This window comes from Microbacterium sp. STF-2, assembly GCF_034650155.1.
In the GTDB taxonomy this organism is placed as follows: Bacteria; Actinomycetota; Actinomycetes; order Actinomycetales; family Microbacteriaceae; genus Microbacterium; species Microbacterium maritypicum_A.
The window spans coordinates 1-18,250 of the sequence record NZ_JARKMW010000003.1 but is presented as its reverse complement, the minus strand read 5'-3'; the positions used below and the strand labels follow the sequence as shown (position 1 = coordinate 18,250).

The 18,250-nt window shown below is 69.8% G+C and carries 23 protein-coding genes; 17 read left to right on the top strand and 6 right to left on the bottom strand.

The features are described from left to right. Positions 1–98: 98 nt before the first annotated feature. The 5 genes from MicroSTF_RS19060 to MicroSTF_RS19040 form a co-directional block, all read right to left on the bottom strand. Entirely contained in the window at positions 99–1,610 is a 1,512-nt protein-coding gene (locus MicroSTF_RS19060) for an SCO6880 family protein (protein WP_048809413.1), read from the bottom strand. Continuing rightward, positions 1,597–3,105, bottom strand: a complete 1,509-nt coding sequence (locus MicroSTF_RS19055; protein WP_045246231.1) for a hypothetical protein — start codon at positions 3,103–3,105, stop codon at positions 1,597–1,599. Before MicroSTF_RS19055 ends, MicroSTF_RS19060 begins: the two co-directional genes overlap by 14 nt. A gap of 85 nt (positions 3,106–3,190) precedes the next feature. Continuing rightward, entirely contained in the window at positions 3,191–3,937 is a 747-nt protein-coding gene (locus MicroSTF_RS19050; RefSeq protein ID WP_045246230.1) for a hypothetical protein, read from the bottom strand. Positions 3,938–3,951: 14 nt separating this feature from the next. Next, positions 3,952–4,257, bottom strand: a complete 306-nt coding sequence (locus MicroSTF_RS19045) for a hypothetical protein (RefSeq protein ID WP_045246229.1) — start codon at positions 4,255–4,257, stop codon at positions 3,952–3,954. Further along, positions 4,254–4,883, bottom strand: coding sequence for a DUF6668 family protein (locus MicroSTF_RS19040; protein ID WP_045246227.1), 630 nt, complete (start codon positions 4,881–4,883; stop codon positions 4,254–4,256). The genes MicroSTF_RS19045 and MicroSTF_RS19040 overlap by 4 nt, the downstream gene beginning before the upstream one ends. Positions 4,884–5,030: 147 nt before the next feature. Between MicroSTF_RS19040 and MicroSTF_RS19035 the strand changes: the two genes are divergently transcribed. From MicroSTF_RS19035 to MicroSTF_RS18955, 17 genes are all read left to right on the top strand, one after another. Next, complete coding sequence (locus MicroSTF_RS19035; RefSeq protein ID WP_045246226.1) at positions 5,031–5,321, top strand: helix-turn-helix domain-containing protein; 291 nt, start codon at positions 5,031–5,033, stop codon at positions 5,319–5,321. A gap of 1 nt (position 5,322) precedes the next feature. Then, positions 5,323–5,883 (top strand): hypothetical protein, encoded by a 561-nt coding sequence (locus tag MicroSTF_RS19030; protein ID WP_048809410.1) that lies wholly within the window; start codon positions 5,323–5,325, stop codon positions 5,881–5,883. Continuing rightward, on the top strand, positions 5,883–6,941 hold the full coding sequence (locus MicroSTF_RS19025; RefSeq protein ID WP_045246225.1) for a M23 family metallopeptidase: 1,059 nt from the start codon (positions 5,883–5,885) through the stop codon (positions 6,939–6,941). Before MicroSTF_RS19030 ends, MicroSTF_RS19025 begins: the two co-directional genes overlap by 1 nt. A gap of 29 nt (positions 6,942–6,970) precedes the next feature. Then, on the top strand, positions 6,971–8,269 hold the full coding sequence (locus MicroSTF_RS19020) for a MinD/ParA family ATP-binding protein (protein WP_322957817.1): 1,299 nt from the start codon (positions 6,971–6,973) through the stop codon (positions 8,267–8,269). After that, positions 8,266–9,177 carry an FHA domain-containing protein gene (locus MicroSTF_RS19015; RefSeq protein WP_048809409.1) on the top strand — a complete coding sequence of 304 codons (912 nt, stop codon included), beginning with the start codon at positions 8,266–8,268 and terminating at the stop codon, positions 9,175–9,177. Before MicroSTF_RS19020 ends, MicroSTF_RS19015 begins: the two co-directional genes overlap by 4 nt. A gap of 23 nt (positions 9,178–9,200) precedes the next feature. After that, positions 9,201–9,440, top strand: coding sequence for a hypothetical protein (locus tag MicroSTF_RS19010; RefSeq protein WP_048809408.1), 240 nt, complete (start codon positions 9,201–9,203; stop codon positions 9,438–9,440). 245 nt (positions 9,441–9,685) lie between these two features. Beyond that, positions 9,686–11,590, top strand: a complete 1,905-nt coding sequence (locus MicroSTF_RS19005; RefSeq protein ID WP_048809407.1) for a hypothetical protein — start codon at positions 9,686–9,688, stop codon at positions 11,588–11,590. A gap of 372 nt (positions 11,591–11,962) precedes the next feature. Further along, the gene (locus tag MicroSTF_RS19000; protein ID WP_045246220.1) at positions 11,963–12,856 is read left to right on the top strand and encodes an ArdC-like ssDNA-binding domain-containing protein; all 894 of its coding nucleotides are present in this window, start codon (positions 11,963–11,965) and stop codon (positions 12,854–12,856) included. A gap of 34 nt (positions 12,857–12,890) precedes the next feature. Continuing rightward, on the top strand, positions 12,891–13,082 hold the full coding sequence (locus MicroSTF_RS18995) for a hypothetical protein (protein WP_045246217.1): 192 nt from the start codon (positions 12,891–12,893) through the stop codon (positions 13,080–13,082). Positions 13,083–13,328: 246 nt separating this feature from the next. Continuing rightward, on the top strand, positions 13,329–13,646 hold the full coding sequence (locus MicroSTF_RS18990) for a glutaredoxin family protein (RefSeq protein ID WP_048809406.1): 318 nt from the start codon (positions 13,329–13,331) through the stop codon (positions 13,644–13,646). 57 nt (positions 13,647–13,703) lie between these two features. Then, positions 13,704–14,258 carry a hypothetical protein gene (locus MicroSTF_RS18985; protein WP_045246215.1) on the top strand — a complete coding sequence of 185 codons (555 nt, stop codon included), beginning with the start codon at positions 13,704–13,706 and terminating at the stop codon, positions 14,256–14,258. Between the two features lie 56 nt (positions 14,259–14,314). Further along, positions 14,315–14,551, top strand: a complete 237-nt coding sequence (locus MicroSTF_RS18980; protein WP_045246214.1) for a hypothetical protein — start codon at positions 14,315–14,317, stop codon at positions 14,549–14,551. A 63-nt stretch (positions 14,552–14,614) separates the two neighbouring features. Next, complete coding sequence (locus MicroSTF_RS18975) at positions 14,615–15,004, top strand: single-stranded DNA-binding protein (RefSeq protein ID WP_045246212.1); 390 nt, start codon at positions 14,615–14,617, stop codon at positions 15,002–15,004. 95 nt (positions 15,005–15,099) lie between these two features. Further along, positions 15,100–15,897, top strand: coding sequence for a ParA family protein (locus MicroSTF_RS18970; protein ID WP_048809405.1), 798 nt, complete (start codon positions 15,100–15,102; stop codon positions 15,895–15,897). Next, positions 15,894–16,283, top strand: a complete 390-nt coding sequence (locus MicroSTF_RS18965) for a ParB family protein (protein ID WP_045246208.1) — start codon at positions 15,894–15,896, stop codon at positions 16,281–16,283. Before MicroSTF_RS18970 ends, MicroSTF_RS18965 begins: the two co-directional genes overlap by 4 nt. An 88-nt stretch (positions 16,284–16,371) precedes the next feature. Then, a complete protein-coding gene (locus tag MicroSTF_RS18960) occupies positions 16,372–17,301 on the top strand; it encodes a hypothetical protein (RefSeq protein ID WP_045246207.1) in 930 nt (309 codons plus the stop codon). Position 17,302: 1 nt separating this feature from the next. Continuing rightward, complete coding sequence (locus MicroSTF_RS18955; protein ID WP_048809404.1) at positions 17,303–17,851, top strand: hypothetical protein; 549 nt, start codon at positions 17,303–17,305, stop codon at positions 17,849–17,851. Here MicroSTF_RS18955 and MicroSTF_RS18950 read toward each other — a convergent pair. Further along, positions 17,820–18,089 (bottom strand): hypothetical protein, encoded by a 270-nt coding sequence (locus tag MicroSTF_RS18950; protein WP_045246206.1) that lies wholly within the window; start codon positions 18,087–18,089, stop codon positions 17,820–17,822. The genes MicroSTF_RS18955 and MicroSTF_RS18950 overlap by 32 nt on opposite strands. Positions 18,090–18,250 lie beyond the last annotated feature (161 nt).

The following is an 18,250-nucleotide window of genomic DNA, read 5'->3' as shown; positions in this document are numbered from 1 at the left end:
AGGGCGCAGCTCCTTCGGCTTCTCGGCCTTCGTGGCGACCTTCTGCACACGCTTGGCCCGACGCTCGGCCTTCGCGGTGCGGCGCAGCTCGGGGGCGCTCACAGCTTGTCCCTCAGCTCGGCCGGAACCTTGATGTGCTTCGGGAGAACCAGGCCCAGCGGGAGCGCCGCGGCGAACGCGGAATCCTGCGACCCGTACACGGGCCGCACCCTCAGCCGCGCCGTGGCGGCGAGGTTGTCGATCGCCGCGCGCGCATCGGGCGCACGGTCGAGGTCCGCGACCGTCGCCGTGACGAGCATCCCGAACTGCACCAGGCCGGCGCCGCTGGCCTCCTCGGCCGCGGTCGCCGCGGCCGCGCGCACAGCGAGGCTGTCGCGCGCCGCCGGCTTGTTGCTGGCCGTCATGCGGAACTCCGCAGCTCGCAGATCGGCCTCGACGATCGCCGCGGCCTTCGCGGCGTCGACCGGGCGATACAGCAGCGTCACGCGCTTGCGCGCAATGTCGCGATGCGGTGCCAGGAGCCGCGCAAGCACGCCCGACTGAACGTTGCCGCGCGGGGCCTGCGTCATCGCCCACGTGCACGAGTACGCGGAATCGTGCCGGTAGCCACCCCAGGACGCCTGAGCGGCGGACGGACCGACGTCGGTCCAGCTCAGCTCGGGCGTCTCGCCGGCAGCGTGCGCCTCGTCGATGAGCTGAGCGGCCGCCGGGTCGTAGGCGATACGGATCGCCTCGCACAACTCCTGCGCGGACAGAGGCCGCGCAGCACCCGCCCCGGTCGCCTGCAAACTCGCCGTCAGACCGGGCAGACGTGCCGCGAGCTCGCGGCCCATCTCGTCCGGCTGACGACGCTTGCCGCCCTGCCGATTCACCGCCGAGAACGTGATCGCGACGAACGCCTTCACGGTCGACGAGCCCGCCGGGTAGCGGTCGACGACCTCTTGCAGCATCCCCTGAGCGAACGCGGGAGCGTCGGCGTCGAGGTTCATCAGAACCTCCCGCCGCAGCCGCGTGCCCGTGTCGGGGGCCGTCTCGATCGTGACCGAGGCGGCCTCGATGCCGGGCTCGTCGCCCAGGTTCGCGAGCCAGTGTCCCCAGTCGGCCACCCACACGTCGATCTGTTCCTGGTCGACGAGTGCGGCCCCATCGGGCTCCGTGCCGATCACGATGCTGTACGAGCCCGTGGCGGGCGTGTACAGCAGCGCGAACGGGCGCCCGTAGGAGTCCGTGTGCTCACTGAGCCGCGTCGGCGCCGCCAGGCCGGGGAGCTGATACGTGCCCCACAGCGACCGGCCGAGAGGACCGGAGCGGTAGATGTTCGTGCCTCGCGACTTCGCGGACCACCACGCCATCCGCGCCCCGCCACGGCTGAGCACGTTCTTGCCGTGCGCGTCCTTGGTCAGCACGGCCAGCAGCACGATCCCCAGCACGGCGGCGAGGATCACCGCTTGCAAGAGGCCGGCGACCATGACCGTGATGACGAGCACCACGAGCGACGCGAGCAGCAGGCCCGTGCCGACCGAGCCGAGGCCGAGGATGCCCGGCGACGTCGGCTTGCGCCAGTTGCCGTAGGTCCGAGGACCACGATTCGTTGTGTCAACGGCTGCCATCAGGACCGCCTCCCTCACCTGTCGATTGCTCTCCGAAGCCACGCGCCGCACCCGCGGCCGCCTGGCCTGCCTTCTTGCCTGCTTCGAGCGCGGCGCCCGCGGCGAGCCCGATCGGGCCCCCGGCCGCTCCCGCAGCAGCGGCACCGCCGCCCGCGGCCGCGCCGCCAGCAGCAGCACCACCGGCCGCAGCTCCGCCGCTGGCCGCAGCGCCGCTCCCGGCTCCCGCACCGCTCTGCGCGCCGGCATTTTGCGCGGCCGACGTCGTAGACCCGCCGCCTCCACCGGAGTTGCCTGTCGGCCCCTGCGAGCCCGACGAGCCGTCACTGCCCGACGACCCCGATCCACCGCCGCCCGTGCCGAGGCGACCCATCGCCGCGGCACCAGACGGTAGAGCTGCCATCGCACCGACAGCAAGCGCGCCTCCGGCACCGCCGGCCATAGCACCGACCATCGGCGTCACGAAGCGCATCAGGGCCGGCATCGCGAACAGGGCGATGATCATGAGCATGATGCCGGTGAGCACCGCCAGCAGGCCCGTGCCGTCGTCCTTGAAGATGTCAGTGCCGACGAGGCGGAACGCCGCGGCGTACACGAGCGCCGCGGCGGGCTTGTAGAGGATGAACGCGACCAGCCAGCCGACGTTTTTGCGGAACCAGCCCTTGCCCATCTCCGTGTTCGTGAACGACGCCGACAGCGGAAGGATGCCCGTCAGGATGACGAGCATGCCGCCGCGGGCGACCATGAGCACGATCTGGAACGCGGAGGCCAGGATCGCGATGATGCCCAGGATGATGATGAGCAGCGAGCCGAGCCCGCCGGCCGCCGGGTTGGTCGTCAACGCGAGCAGATTCAGCATGTTCGTGCCGAAGCACGTCGACCCGTCCGCGGTCACGTCGCAGTCCAGCGACGAGTTGATGATCCACACCGAGAAGCTGTCGGCCGCGGCGACCAGCAGCCCCACGATCGTCACGCCAGCGCCCGCGACGACGACGAGCGTCAGCAGGCTCTTGATCGTCTCCCGACCGGGCTCGGCGCGCTGTTCCCACGCCATCCGGCCGGCGCCGATGATGACGGATATGACCGCCGCGGCGCCCATGTACCACCAGAGGCCCGACTGCAGAAAGGCGACCGCGCCGCCGGCACCTGTCGGCCCGCTCGGCATCAGGCCCGTCACGATCGCACTGGCGCCCGAGATGAACACCGCGGCCGCGAGCACCAGGCCCACGCGGCCCACCGCGGCGATCCCCTCACCAGCTCTCATCCTCGTCGCGATGAGAGCCCCGAGGATCACGATCGAGATGACGCAGATCGCCAGTGCGATCCACGTCGCATAGCCGAGAACCGTCGTGATGTTTCCCGAGTTCGGCGCCGCGCTGCCGGCCGTCAGGGACGAATCGCCACCCGACCCCGTGAGGTTCGGGGTGCCGATGTTCACCCAGATCGTGCCGAGTGATGCGACCACCTTCCCGAAGGCCTCCTGGACCGCCTTCGCCATGTTGTCGATCGCGTTCCCGAGCGCACTCGACGCGATATTTCCGCCCTGGCATACAAGATCGAGCGGAGCGCAGTCAGCCATCGGGTTACCCCTCTCCCCAGCTCGTGTATCCGGCTACGTTGGGGATCGGCGCAACGTCGAGAGGCGTCGCAGTGTCGGTGCTCACCTTCCAGTCACCGTCCGACCAAACGAGCGAGTAGACACCGGAGACGGTCGTCGTGCCGTTCGGCGTCGAGACGCTGACGGCCAGATCGATTGATGCGGTCTTGCCGTCGTAGTTGAGCACCCGGAAACCCTGAATCGAGCTTCGGGTTCCAGTCGTGCTCGACTGCGTACCGGCCTGGGCGAGAAGCTGTGTCCGGTAGGGGCCGTCCGCGAACACGTACTCCGACCACGCCTTGCTGTCCGCTCCCGTGGAGCCCTGGGCGAAGGCGTTCGCGGCCATGAAGAGCGCACCCGTGGGCGAGTGCTGGAAGCAGTAGCGGAAGCCCGCAGGGTCGGTCTTGCCCGGGCCGTAGTCGGGCGACGTCGGATAGGCCATCGTGCCCTCGTACTTCCACGTCGCATCCGGCGCTGCCGTGACGGTCCCCGACAGCTCGACGCCACCGAGGCCGCACACGCTCGCGTCACCGGATGCTGCCGGCGTCGACGGCGCCGTGGTCGCGCTCGACGTACCTGTGGGTGTCGGCGCTGGCGCGGAGCTGCCCCGAGACAGGTTGACGATGACGAGGATGATCGCGCAGACGACGATCAGCGCGACCACGCCCGCGGCCGCGATGAAGCCGGGGCGCGTGAAGGGACTCGGCTGCTTCTCGCCGTCCTCGGAGGTCATGTCATGCCCTCCGATCAGGAGACGAGGAAGCCGACGAGGCTCGCCGCGGCCGAGATGACGATGACACCGCCGAGCGCGAAGCCGATCCGGCCGGCGTGCTCGCCGCCCTCGCCGCGGCGGGAGTTGATCGCCATGAGTGCGCCCGCGACGATGATGCCGATGACGCAGACGGCCAGGGCCACCCACTTGACCCAGCCCATGATCGTGACGAACCCGTTGGTGCCGGGAGGCTGGACCGGCGCCGGATTCGGAATGTCGGCCTGCGGGAGGAGCGCGGCGAAGTCGTTCGCCGCGGTGAGGATCGCGTGCAGCGTGCTCATCGGAGTTCCTTTCGGTTGGCGGTGCTGGCTGCACCAGGTGTGAGGAGTGCGCTCAGCTCGTCGACGAGGCGGCGAGCATCACGCGGGACGTTGGTAAGAGTGAGCGATTCTCCCAGTCGGAGAGAATCGATCCAGGGCACGGTCCACACCCGCGGCACGCCGCCGCCGACGACCTGAGCCAGGTCGCGCAGCGGCTTGGGGAGCCGCCCGGGCGCGTCCGCCATCAGCACGAGGCCGACGACCTCGGCGTGCGGCACGAGGCCGGCAGCCCACTGCGTGGCCGCGGCCTGCGCCGCGCGCAGACCGCGTGCGTTCGTGCGAGCAACAAGCACGACGCGCGCCGGCCCCTGCGGCGGCCGGGGCCACCCATGATCGGCGGCCGGCCAGGCAGGCACGAGTGCGGCCAACGTGGACTCACCGGCTCCGCCGTGCGTTCCGAGCCACCACAGCGGGGCCTCGTGCGGACGGTCGTAGACCGGAAGCTGGTCGACGCGATCCGGCGCCGGAACCCCACGCTGAGGGACCAGCGGCCCCGTCGCCTGGGCAGGCGGAGCCGAGATCGGGACGGACGACACCGGCTCCGGTGCTGTCGGCCGCGATATCCACGGATTCATGCCGTCACTCACGACACACTCCCTTGCACTCGATAATGAGGATGCGCCTCTAACGAGGCCATCCTACGTACGGATATCGAAAGGATGCAAGATGTTGTCGAATGTGCCCGAACATAGTCAATCCTTGCTGTTTCTAGTTGATCGTTGCATTATTGATTCATGCGACCGGAACTTTGGACGCTCCCTGTGAGCGGTGAGAGGGAACAGGCGCTTGACGCGCTGTTCGCTGGCCGGCCGGACGTGCTCAGCGTTGAAGACGTCGCGGAGGTACTGAACGTGACGCGCACGAACGTCTATGCGTGGCTCCGAGACGGGGTGATCCCCGGCTACAAGCTCGGGACCACCTGGCGCGTCCTGCGCGACGAGCTGAAGGCGACGATGGCGACAGGAGCGAACGCGCAACGGCCGCGCATCGTCTCGACGCACACCGAGGAGAGCAAGGACAGCTGACATGCGCAAGCGCACGCTGGGACTCGCCGTGGCAACGATCGCCACGGCGAGCACGATCGTCCTCGCCGGCTGCACAGGCCAGAGCGAACCGACCCCCCCAGCGAGCCCTACGCCCTCCTCGTCGGGCATCACCATGCCCGACCTCGATCAGTTCACCACTGCACCGAGCGGTACTCCGCTCGACGAGGAGGGCGGCGCGACGACCGTCGACCCGAAGCCGGCGCCGCCGTGGGACGCCGAGCAGCGCGCCGCGGCGATCGCCGCGGCCGAGAAGGCGCTGACGACCTTCGCACGCCCCGACCTCAGCTCGGCCGACTGGTGGGCGGCCCTGTCGCCGCTCCTCACCAGCCAGGCCCAGCAGGACTACCAGTACGTCGACCCGGCAAACATCCCCGCTCACCAGGTGACCGGCGCCGGCACGATCGTCGACGACAGCAGCCGCTACGCCGTCTCCGTCGACGTCCCCTCCGACGCCGGCATGTACACCATCGTGCTCACGCGCATCAACGGCGCCGCACCCTGGCTCGCCGCTCGGTTCACGCCCCCCGAGGGAACGCACTGATGGATCGCAAGCAGCTCGGCGTCGGCGCCATCATTGCGATCCCGGTCCTCGTTCTGGCCGGGATGTTCGGCTTCATCCTCCTGGCCAGCTCCGCGGCCGCGAGCTGCAACCCCACGGGCAGCTCGTCCGCCGCGGTGTCGATCGACCCGGCCAGCGTGCCGGACACGTCGATCAGCGGCTACGGGCACGAACAGCTCGTAAACGCCGCGTACATCATCGAGGCCGGCAAGGCCCAGAACCTCAGCGCGCGTGACCAGACCATCGGCGTGATGACGGCGATGGGAGAGTCCGGCCTGCGCGTCATCGACTATGGCGACGCGGTAGGCCCCGACTCGCGCGGCCTGTTCCAGCAGCGCGACAACGGCGCATGGGGCAGCTACGCCGACCGGATGGACCCGTTCACCAGTGCGAAGAACTTCTTCAAGAAGCTCGCCACCATCCCGGACCGAGACTCGCTCGCCCCGACCATCGTCGCCCACCGGGTGCAGATCAACGCGGACCCGTACTACTACGAGAAGTACTGGGATGCCGCCGTGGCCGTTGTCGACGGCCTGACCGGCGTCAAGACCGGCCTCAACGCCGGCACCGGCAATCAGGTGTGCTCGTCGACCGTGCTCGGCAACGGCGAGGTCAGCGCCCAGGGTTGGGCCCTGCCAGCTCAGGGGCCGATCAGCAGCCCGTTCGGGATGCGCGTCAGTCCCGTCAGCGGCGTGCTCAAACTGCACGCCGGCGTCGACATCGCCGGCTCGTGCGACTCCCCGATCTACGCTGCGCAGGCCGGGACAGTGATCGCGACGGGCTTCAACGTCGGCTATGGCGGCAACGGCACGATCATCATCGACCACGGCGGCGGTGTGCAGACGGTCTACCTGCACATGTACTCCTCCGGGATTCTCGTGCAGGACGGCCAGAAGGTGACCGCCGGTCAGCAGATCGGCCTCATCGGCTCGTCGGGCGACTCGACCGGCTGCCACCTCCACTTCCAGGTCATGATCAACGACTCCCCCACAGACCCCGTGCCGTTCATGAAGGCGGTCGGCGTCACCATCGGCGGATGAGCGGAAGGACTACCCACACCATGAGCACCATGAATGAAGCAGCCACCTGGCCCCGCGTCGAGGCGACCCTGCGCGCGGACGGAACCGCCGAGGTCTCCATCGGCGGGTCGGTGACGCCCATCGAGGCCGGCACGGTCGACGACGCGCGAGCACAGGTCGTCGGGATCGTCGCTGAGCGTGCCGCCCAGCTCGGCCGACCGCTGCGCGTCATCAGCCGCGACCCGTCAGGCGAATGGCCGCTCATCATCCACCCTGACGCCACCGTGACGGAGGACACGACGGGCGGCGCTCGGCCCGCGCCCGTCGAGTTGGCGCCGGAACAGAGCCCGGCGCCGGTCGAACCCGCCGCGGCCCGGTGGGCCGACGCCGCCGCGTCGACCAGCTCGACAGAGGAGCTGCCGACCCGGCGGGAACGCCGGCAGTCGTTCCTCGTCCAGGAGCAGGCCGAGGAACCCGCCACCAAGGGGTGGCGCGGCTTCGCGACGCGCATCGGCCTACGGATGAGCCCCAGCGAGGATGAGCGCGCCGAGCGCGCCGACGCCCTCGCCGTGTCCCAGCACTGGCCCGGGCCGCGCACGATCGCGATCGTCAACGGCAAGGGCGGCGCCGGCAAGACGCCCACGACCGTGCTCCTCGCGGCGGTGTTCGCCCGCTACGGCGGGGCCGGCGTGCTCGCGTGGGACAACAACCAGACCCGCGGCACCCTCGGCTGGCGCACCGAGCAGGGGCCGCACGAGGCGACCCTCCTCGAGTTGCTGCCCCAGGTCGACCGGCTCCTGAGCACGGGGGCTCAGTCGGCCGACCTCGCCCACTACGTGCACCATCAGACGCGCGATCGCTTCGACGTGCTGCGCTCGAAGCCGATGGCTCTCGCGCACGAGCAGCGCGTCGAGCCCGTCGACGTCGACTCGATTCACGCCGTCGCTAGCAAGTACTACCGGCTGATCTTCATCGACTCGGGCAACGACGAGTCGGACCCGATGTGGCTGCGCATGATCGACCACGCCGACCAGCTTGTGGTGGCCACCACGACCCGCGACGACCACGCAGAGGCCGGCGCCCTCCTCCTCGAAGCCCTCGCGGAGCGCAACGCCTCGTCGGCCGCTCTGGCCGACAGCGCCGTGGTCGTCGTCACTCAGGCCGACTCCAAGGCCGCACCCGCCGACGTCGATCGCGTCGCGACCGGCTACCGCCAGCTCGCGCGCGAGGCCGTCACCATCCCGTACGACCCCGCAATGGTCGACGGGCTGCTGCACTACGGCTCCCTCCGACCCACGACGCAACGGGCGTGGCTTGCGGCCGCGGCCGCCGTCGCCCGTGGCCTGTGAACGCTACACAGGCCACCCGCCGCCCCGAACGGGTCGCGGACTGGCCCCGCATCACAGGGACACTCCACGGTGCGGGAGAACAGATCGTGCGCGGCGGCCTCGTGCAGCTCGGCAGCCTCATCGTCAACGGCACCGAACGCGCCTGCGAGGCCGGCAGCGTCGAGGAGCTGCGCACGGGCATGATCGCGCGATGTGTGGCGATCGCCACACGGCTGCACCGCCCCGTCCGGTTCACCGTCAACGACGGCGCCCAGACATGGAACCTCGCGGTACGCCCCGAGGGAATCGTGCAGCTCGTCGACGACGCCGGCATGATCCCGCCGGCCGAAGGCCTCAGCGTCCACGAGGGCCGCTGCCGAATCTGCCGGCGCCTACAGCCGGTCACCGAGCCCATGTGCGTCCAGTGCCACGCTCCCGAGCCGCACCGGGTCGAGGCCGAGCCGATCGACGTCCAGGCCCTCGTGCCCGACGCCGCCGAGGCCGTCGTGCCCGAACCGGACGCGGCCGCGATCGACGACGAGCTGGATCACACGATCTTCGTCTCGCGCACTCCCCCGCCCGCACCGCGGCCGACGCTGCGGCTGAGCTTCAACACTCAGCGATCCGTCGACGTCGATCAGAACGCCGCTCTCGGCCGCAACCCCGCGGCCGTCGACGGCCGCCTACCCGTCACGATCCTCAGCCCCTCGCGCATGGTGTCACGCACCCACGCGCTCGTCGACGTCGACGACGCCGGCCACATCATCGTCACCGACCATCACAGCGGGAACGGCATCGAGACGCAGACCGACCCGCCCGTGCGCCTCGACCCCGACGTGCCCTACGTCATCGAGCCCGGAACCGCCCTCGTCATGGGCGACGTCGTATGCACGATCGACGTCCTCGGCGTGTCGCCCTCTTTTCGTTAACGAATCTCGGGAGGATGGCGGGCATGGCACACCGAATGGGACGACCGAGCAAGGGTGAGCGCGACGCCATCTTGGCGAAGCCGCCCGTTGCCTTCGGCGCGATCTTGAAGCACAACGCCGACGAGATGGGCCTCGCCTACGGCGAGTACCTGGTGGCTCTCGCCGCCGAGGCCCTGAACATGCCGCAGTTCGCGCCCGCGCCCCCGCGCGATCGCGCGAGCGAGCTGGATATCCCCGAGGAGGCCAGCACGAGAGCCGCATAGAACGGTCGAAGCCCCCGCCTTTGGCGAGGCGAGGGCTTCGGAAGCAGAGGGCCTGATCTGTCGAGTTTGGCGACTGACTCAGATCGGCCGGGGTGAAGAACCGGATTGGCGTCCGGACCTTCGGAGTACCACCTACGGAAGGAGGCACGCTCATTGTAGCGCGCCCGACCCACTATGCATACAGCGACGCTCCTGGCGCGTCGTGGCAGCTCACGCGCGCCCTCAGCCCTCGGCCGAGCGTGCGCGTGGCAGCCATCGACGCCTACGGGGACGTCGTGAACCGCTACACCGGCCACCAGCTCGTCGACGGCGACGAGCCGACCCGCCCGTGGGCGGTCTACCTCGCCGGCACCGATCGCCGCTTCCGCCTCCTCGGCTTCGACCTCGACGCCAAGACACCCGGCGCGGCGGCCGCGGCCGCGCGCGATGCCGACGTGATCGCCGGCCTCCTCACGGACGCCGGCATTGAGCACGTCGTCTGCGAGTCCGGCCCCTCGCACGGCCGTCACGTCTGGGCAGCCCTGGCCGAGAGCGTCGACGACGAGACGATCGCCACCCTGGCGCGCCTGACGCGCCACCTGTGCCCCACGCTCGACACGTCCCCGCTCAGCAACCCCGATACGGGGTGTGTGCGGCCCCCAGGGGCGCCGCACCGCGACGGCGGCCGGTCAACCGTGCTGCGCGGCGAGCTGAGCACGCTCACCGCTCCCTCGACGACCGCCGGCCAGGTCCGCGCCGTGGTCGAGGCCCTGGCCAAGCTCGTCGACGACGCCGAGCCCGCCGGCAGGATCGACCCCAAGCGGCCGATCCCCCTCGATGACCACGGCCGCCTGTACCTGCCCGGTCCGCGCCGTGAGCTCACTGCCGGCAGCGCGGCCGCGCTGCGCGAGGACGCCGCCTCCGGCGACGCTTCCGCGGTGCTGTGGCGCATCCTCGTCGGCGCCGCGGCCGCCAGGTGGCGGCACGCGGATATCGCCGCGCTCGTCGACCAGGCCCCCGGCCTAGAACACGTACGCACCGAGCGTGATCGCGCTCAGCGACGACCTCGCGGCCGCGTGAGCGCCGCTCGGCTGCTGCGCCGGCAGTGGGACAAGGCCGTGCGCTTCGTGGCCACCACGAGCCGCCAGATCGGGGACGATCCCACGTTCGACGGCCGCGCCGACGCGATCGCCACCCACGTGCGCGAGCTGCAAGCCCGCGCCGACGTCGCCGCCGGCCGCTGGACCCACGGAGGAGGCCCAGCCGACCGCCGCGTGCTCGACGTTTTGTGCATCCTCGCCCTACAGGCCCTCAGCGCCTCTGTGGAGGCCGATACCCGCCGCCTGGCCCTACTAGCCGGGGTGGGTCGCGAAACGGCGCGTACGGCGCTCCTACGGCTCGCATCTGACGGATGGATCGCCCACGCCCGCGCAGCCGACGGCCCGCACGGCGCGCACTGGACGATCGACCCCCAGGCGGTTATCCCCAGCTTCCCCGGTACAGGTCGGTCACAAGCGGACCCGCGCCCCGTAGGGGCCGGGGCCGCTGAACGATCCACCCTGCTCGCAAGCCTGAGCACGAGAACCGCGGATGCCGCACACGACCTGTTCACGCTGGGACCGGGACTCGGCTTCCACGCTGGGAACGTTTACGCCCGCACCACCTGCGAACCTCTCCCGGCCGATGCGATCGCCCGCGCCACGGGCTGCACCGTTGACGAGGCGCGCAGAGTGCTCGACCGCCTCACCCGTGCGGGCGTGCTCGTGCTCGGCCGAGACGGGTGGCACCGTCGAGCCGCCGACAATCGTCGAGCCGCCGCCGTTCAGCTCGACGTCGACGGCCGGCTACAGGCTCGTGCCGCCCGCTACGCCGTCGAGCGCGAGCTGTGGGCCTGGTGGCAGGCCGAGGAGACATGGATGCGTGCGCCACGGCGCACGCATCCGACCAGACGCCCCGGCCCCGGTCAGCTCGCACTCCTGCCCGAGCTGGGAACGAACGCCTACGGCGCCCACCCCCGCACCGCGGACGGCCGAGCCGACTACCGGACCGCCCGAGCGCTGCTGACCGGCGGTGCAACAGCGTCGACCGCCTCCGTACCCGTCGAGCCGATCGAGCCCGATCCCGTCGACGAGCTGCTGAGCCGGATGCTCGGCGCGAAGCGCATCGCCTGAGCACGTCGACCGGCGGTCGACACGAGGGCCGGCGCCCTCGCGCTCCCCCGCGGCCCTGCGGGCCGTGCACGACGGCCGCTGGCGGCCGACAGCTACCCGCGCCTGCGGCGCTCGTTTCCTTGCCGTGAAGCCTGCGGCATTCTACGGGCGCCGTCGTCCGCGCAAGCCGCTGCGCCGCCGGCTCCTCCGAGACTTTCGGCACGCGGTCGCTGCGCTCCCTCACATCGCGCCGAAACTCTCTCCCCCACCGCCCTCACGGGTTGACACTCCCTCCTCTGCCCTGAATGGCACTACGTGCCTTCACGGCAAGAAAACGTGGAGGGAGGGGTCAGTGACCCGAATAGTACTAATACCGTCACCGGAGGTAGTGAGATGGCCCGCAAGATCACCAGCACCAAGACCGCCGAGGAGCGTCGAGCCGAGGCCGAGGAGCTGCACGCAACGATCGCTGAGCAGGTCGAGGCGCTGCGGGAGTCCGAGACGTGGGCGCGGTTCCTCGACTTCACTCGCGCGTTCCACCGCTACAGCCTGGGGAACCTCCTGCTGATCTTCGCCCAGCGGCCCGAGGCGACCCACGTCGCCGGATACCGGACGTGGCAGAAGCTCAACCGACAGGTGCGCAAGGGTGAGCGCGGCATCCGCATCTTCGGCGGCCGCGACGTGCGAACCACCGTCGAGAACGAGAAGGGCGAGGAGGAAGAGCAGCGCCGCGTGCGGTTCTTCCCCGTGTCCGTGTTCGACATGGCACAGACCGACCTCATCGACGAGGAAGCCGGCGACCCGTCGACCATCGTCCGAGCGCTCGACGCCGACGACGAGGCCGGCATCTACGACGCCGTAGCCGACTACCTCACCGGAAAGAGCTGGACCGTCACCCGCGAGCACATCGCCGGAGCCACCCAGGGATTCACCGACCCGGACGGGCGTCGAGTCGTGATCGAGGCGAACCTCTCCCCCGCCGACGCGGCCGCGACGATCCTGCACGAGGCAGCACACGTCATCCTGCACGCCGACGAAGACCACGCCGAGTACGTCGAGCACCGCGGCATCAAGGAAACCGAGGCCGAGAGCGTCGCCTACGTCGTCGCCGGGATGCTCGGACTCGACACCAGCGCCGCCAGCGTCGGCTACGTCGCCGGATGGAGCAAGTGCGACGCCGACACGATCAAGGCCACCGCCGCGAACGTACTGCGCGCCGCCCACACCCTCGCGGCCGCGCTCACCGAGCCCGACACCGACACCGAGGCCACCGAGCCCGCCGCGTGACCCTAATACCACTATTCCCACCATTGGAGGACGAATGAGCACCCCGGCCGAGGGTTTGGCCAGCAGCGACGCCCAAGCGGTCGAGCTGGGACTACACACCAGCCGAACCCACGGCACCATCACCGTGCAGCTCGTCGCGCTCACCATCGAGGAATGGCACGACGAACGGCTCCCCAAGGAGCCGGTGAGGGGCCGGACCCCTCACACTCCCCCGGCGCAGACGTGACGGAGCACGCCCGCTCAGAAGGACGGCCGCGCGCGGCCGACTGTTCGGCCTTCGGCCATCGTCTTTTCGCCGTGAAGCCTGCGGCAGCATACGGTCGGCCGGCCTCCGTGCAAGGGCTTTCGCGGCATATCCTCCCTCGCTGCGCTCAGTCCGGTATTCCACGGTCCCTTGCACTTCGCGCCGGCTCTCCCTGCCGGCACTTCCAGTGCCTTCACGGCAAAAAACGTGGAGTGGGAGGATTCAGAGATGTTGTCAGTCACCGTGTACACGACCGGTCCGGCGTGCGGCAAGTGCCGGATGACGAAGATGATGCTGGACTCCAAGCACATCGAGTATCGCGAGGTCGATATCACCAAGCCCGAGAACGCCAACGCGCGCGAGTACGTGACCGCAGACCTCGGCTACACCGTCGCCCCCGTGGTCATCGTCGAGGACGGCACCGGAGAGGATCACTGGTCAGACCTGCGCCCCGACCAGATCGAGCGCATCGCCCGGATCAACGAGGCCGACAGCTACCAGGTGCCCGTCGACCCGATGGACGACCTGGGCTGCGACTCGCGCTAGTGACTTGACCACCATTACCGGCAATAGTACTATTAGAGTTAGAGAGAAGGAGGCACCATGAACACCACAGCCCAAGACCTCGCCGCCCAGTACGCGGCACTGCCCGAGAGCATCAAGGCTCAGTGCCCGCGGCCGATTACCGACGTCACCCCCGAACGCGTGCGGACGTGGCTCGTCGACGTGCGGACGGCATGCCTGTCTGCCGCTGCATCCACCGTCGACCTCGCGCTGAAGGTTGCCCGTGACGGCGATCCCCAGGGGGCGGAGTCACTGCGCACCGAGGCGACAGAGCTACTGTCGTTCGCTACTCAGGTGGGCGACCTGATCGGCTATGCGCCCCGGCACACGCCCTACGACCTCGGAACCCGGCTGGAACCGCTCGTGTGGGTCAGGGACGGCATCACCGGCCAGGAGAACCCCCGCCCGTCCGAGCAGGACGACTACGGCCGTGTCGACTTCGACGACGAGGAGGGCGGCACGATCGCGACCGTGCACATCGAGAGTGACCCCCAGGCGGCCGAGCACGTGTACGTCATGAAGATCGACGCCAACGCTCCCGTCATCATCCACGGCCCCGGCGGCGAGTACATCGGAACCATCCAGCCCATGTGACCACGAGCGGCCCTAATAGTACTATTGCCGTTAGGGCCGCTCCGAAAGGAGAAGCCATGTCCAAGATCACCCTCACCCGGCTCGCAGAGCTGCGGATCGGGGACCGACTCATCAGCCACGGCGGCCGCGCCTACCGCACGCCGCTGCGCGTCACCGACGAGCTGGGACCGATCGAGTTCGGATCACCTGTGATCGGCGTGCGCGTGGAGAGCCCCAACCCGTCCAGCGGCATCGAGTGGGTGCTGTACCCCTCGCAGATGGACGGCCGACAGATGGAGGTCGAGCGCTACTAACCCTTGCAACCCCATTACCGCAAACAGTACTATTAGAGTCACCACCGATTTCAGGAGGAAACCATGAGCTACATCACCCGCACCGGCAACCTGGCAGCGACGCCCACTCTGCGCGAGGGGGAGCGCGGCGCGTACACCTACGCCCGCGTCATCGTCACCGACCGCATCCGCCAGGAGGACGGCAGCTACACCGATGGCCCCGCTACCGCCTACGACGTCGCCGTGAGCGGCAACCAGGCCACGAACCTCGTCGAGGCGGCCGAGCAGGGCGGCAACATCCGCGTCACGTTCTCCGGCAGCTACCGCGTCACGGAGTACAAGGGCGAGCAGGGCAGCCGCATCCAGCACGAGGTCCGCGCCGACGAGATCGGCGTGAGCCTGCGCGGTCAGAGCGTCACCGTGCAGCGCAACAGCGCCAGCGCCGCCGACAGCTGCGACGACACTCCGTTCTGACTGACCCGGCCGGGGGCCGCAAGGCCCCCGGCTCTCCCATGTCCGCCGCCGTGTCTGACGGCAAAAGTACTATTAGCCCCATTGGAGGTAATACCGTGACCGCACGCATCCTCGCCCTCTGCAATCAGAAGGGCGGCGTGGGCAAGACCACGACCACGTTCCACCTGGCCCGCGCTGCTGTCCGTGCCGGGCGACGTGTGCTCGTCGTCGACAACGACCCACAAGGCAACCTGACGTCGATCGCCGCGGCCGAGGCAGTCGACGAGGACCAGGCCGGCCTGGCCGACGCGCTGAGCTCGCGCGCACCCGAGACGATCCGAGATGTCATCGTGCCCGGTGTCTGGCCCGGCCTCGACGTCGTGCCGACAACCGGCGTCACCCTCGGCTACGTCCGCGACGAGCTGGTGATCGCGGGAGCCGGCCGTGAGGGCCGGCTGCGCCAGGCCCTCGCCCAGGTGACCGGCGATTACGACCTCGTGCTGATCGACTGCGCCCCGAGCCTCGACCAGCTGACTATCAACGGCCTGACCGCGGCGGATGCCGTGGTCGTCGTGAGTGAATCGAAGCTGTTCAGCGCCAACGGCCTGTCACAGCTCCTCGACACCATCGAGAGCGTTCGCCAGCACTACAACCCCCAGTTGACCGTCGCGGGCGTCATCGTGAACCGACACGAGGAGCAGACCGTCAGCGGCCGCACATGGCTCGACGAGCTGAGCCAGGCGGCAGAGAGTCGCGGCCTGAGCCTCCTCGCGCCCCTCGTCCCGAAGCGCGTCGTCATCTCGGACGCGGCCGAAGCCGCCCGCGGCCTCGACGAGTGGGGGAGCGCCGAAGCGACGGCGCTCGGAGCGATCTACACCGACCACCTGACTGCGATCGAAGGAGCCGCATCATGACCCGTCCCGCGCCCCGCAAGTCGAGCCTTGCCGGATCGAGCCCCGTCGCGCCACCTGTCAGCTCTCCCGAGCCGCAGAGCCAGCCCGCGGCATCCGCCGAGCCGGCCGCTGCCGTCGCAGCACCGACCGTCCGCCCGGTCACGAAGAAGGCCGGCACGAAGTACCCGCCCAAGGTGTCGTTCTACCAAGACCCCGAGGACACCGCGCGCGTGCGCGGCGCGATCCTGCACACACAGCTCACCGAGGGGTCGCGATCGCTCAGCGCGTTCATCAACCACGCCGTCATGGCCGAGGTCGAGCGGCTGGAAGCGAAGTACAACGGTGGCAAGCCGTTCCCGGCCATCGGAGCCCGTGAGATGCCCCAGGGCCGCCCGATGGGGGAGTAGCACCACCCGGAGCCGATCATGCTGTCAGGGCGGCGTACAGCGCCGCCAGCACCCGATCCTCGAGAACCGATCCCGGAAGGACCGACCCATGACCACCGTTCTGCAGGCCGTCGAGCCACCCGAGCCTGACCCGGTAGCCGACGCGATCGCCGCGCTTACCACCGCGGCGCGACAGACCCGCGTCCGCGGCGCCGGCACCGAGCATGCCGCCGTCGAGCCCGTCGACTTCGGAGAAATCGCCTGCCATGTCATCACGACCGTGGCCGCCAATCTCGGCGGCGTCGACGAGCTGCTGGCCGGCCGTCCCGGATCGTGGGAAGCCGACTACGTGCGCCAGATCGTCCAGAGCACCGCGGGCGACGATCCCGACGAGCTGCTGCGCTATCGCACTGAGCCGGTACGCCTCGCGTTCGACGCCGCGGACGTGTTCTACGACCTCGGCCTGAGCGACCTCTACGAGCAGGCCACCGCCGAGCTGGGCAGCCGAGAGGATGCCCTCGACGAGGAGCTGTTCAACGCCGTGGCCACGCCCGAGGAACGCGCACGGATCGCGGACATTCAGGCAGCCATGCCGGCCGACGTGTTCGGCGTCGACGAGCAGGACCGCGATCGCGTGCTCGCACTGATGCAGGAGGCCCAGAGCATCACCGGGGCCGTCATCGAGCGCGCCGAGTCGACCGGCGAGCCGCAAGCGGCCGCGCTGGCCTCGGCACGCGCCGCGACCGCGACCGTCGAGGAGCTGTGGCAGCAAGACCTCGCGGCCTACACCGCGGCGTACCTCGCGGCCGCGCGCCGCTACTTCACCGATCGCGGCGTGACGTGCGAGGTCGAGCTGACGACGACTCCGACCGGAGAGCCGGCGACGTGGGACACGCTCACCGACCAGGTGCATGAGTACGCACGCACCAACGCTCCGCTGCCCATGACGGGTGAGGCCCCCGACTACAGCGACGGGTCGCCGGCCGACGCGCTGCGTCGTGCCGGACTCACCTACATTGACCGAGCGCGTCAGGCCTGAGATGGGCGACGTCGCTGCGCGGCCGCCAGCCCTCGCGGGCGTGGAGGAGCCAGGAGCGAGGCACGCGCTGCGCCTGCTGTGGTGGTCCCAGCGGGGTTACTGGTACGGCGCCTGGCACGGCCGCTTCGCGGGGCGCCTATTCTCGACGTTCCTGGCGATCATGTGGTGGCCGTCCCTGCCGATCGGTGTGGCCGTGCAGGCGTACCTCCTCCGCCGACCGGCGGCGAGGTACTACCTCAGCCCCGAACAAGACGCGGTGCTCGCCGTGGTCGCCACGGCCGAAGGGTGGCACGTCGAGGATCACATCGCCGCCCACCCTGGCAGGGGGCGAGGCAAGGCGCTGCGCGCGCTCGTCCTGCCCGAGTTGCGCGATCGCGCAGATGCAGATGGCATCGCGATCTACACGACGGCGGCTAACGAACGCCTCGGCCGGCAGTACGCGGACGAGCTGCCCGGCCTCGTCGACGTCGGCCGAGGAAACCCGCGGGGCCGGAAGATGCGCCGAGAGCCAAGGCCTTCTACAGGCGGTTACTCGTCGGCGGTCCTGTAGCCCGCACGTACTCCGACCAGGTGCACTCGGCCGCCAGCCGCATCCCGTTGTCGGGGAAGTAGCCGATGAGCTGCCGCTGATCCGGGTCCGCGTCGTAGGTCACCGACCGGAGCAGCCGGCGGCCGCGGACCTCGACGAGCCGGATGATCGCGATGCGCCGGCTGCGATCGAACATGTACCAGGTGCCCGGCTCGACGCCGGCCTGCACCTGGGACATGGGGGACCAGTGCTGCACCACACCGCGACCATACGGTCAGCGGCCGACAGGCGCCGGGGCTAGGGCGTGTCTCCCAAAGGTTTGGGCTGGTCGCTGGAACGCTCGGTGTGTGTCTCGAACGGAGTTGCTGACTGATGCGCAGTGGGAGCTGATTGCTCCGTTGATGCCGTCCTCGCAGGGGC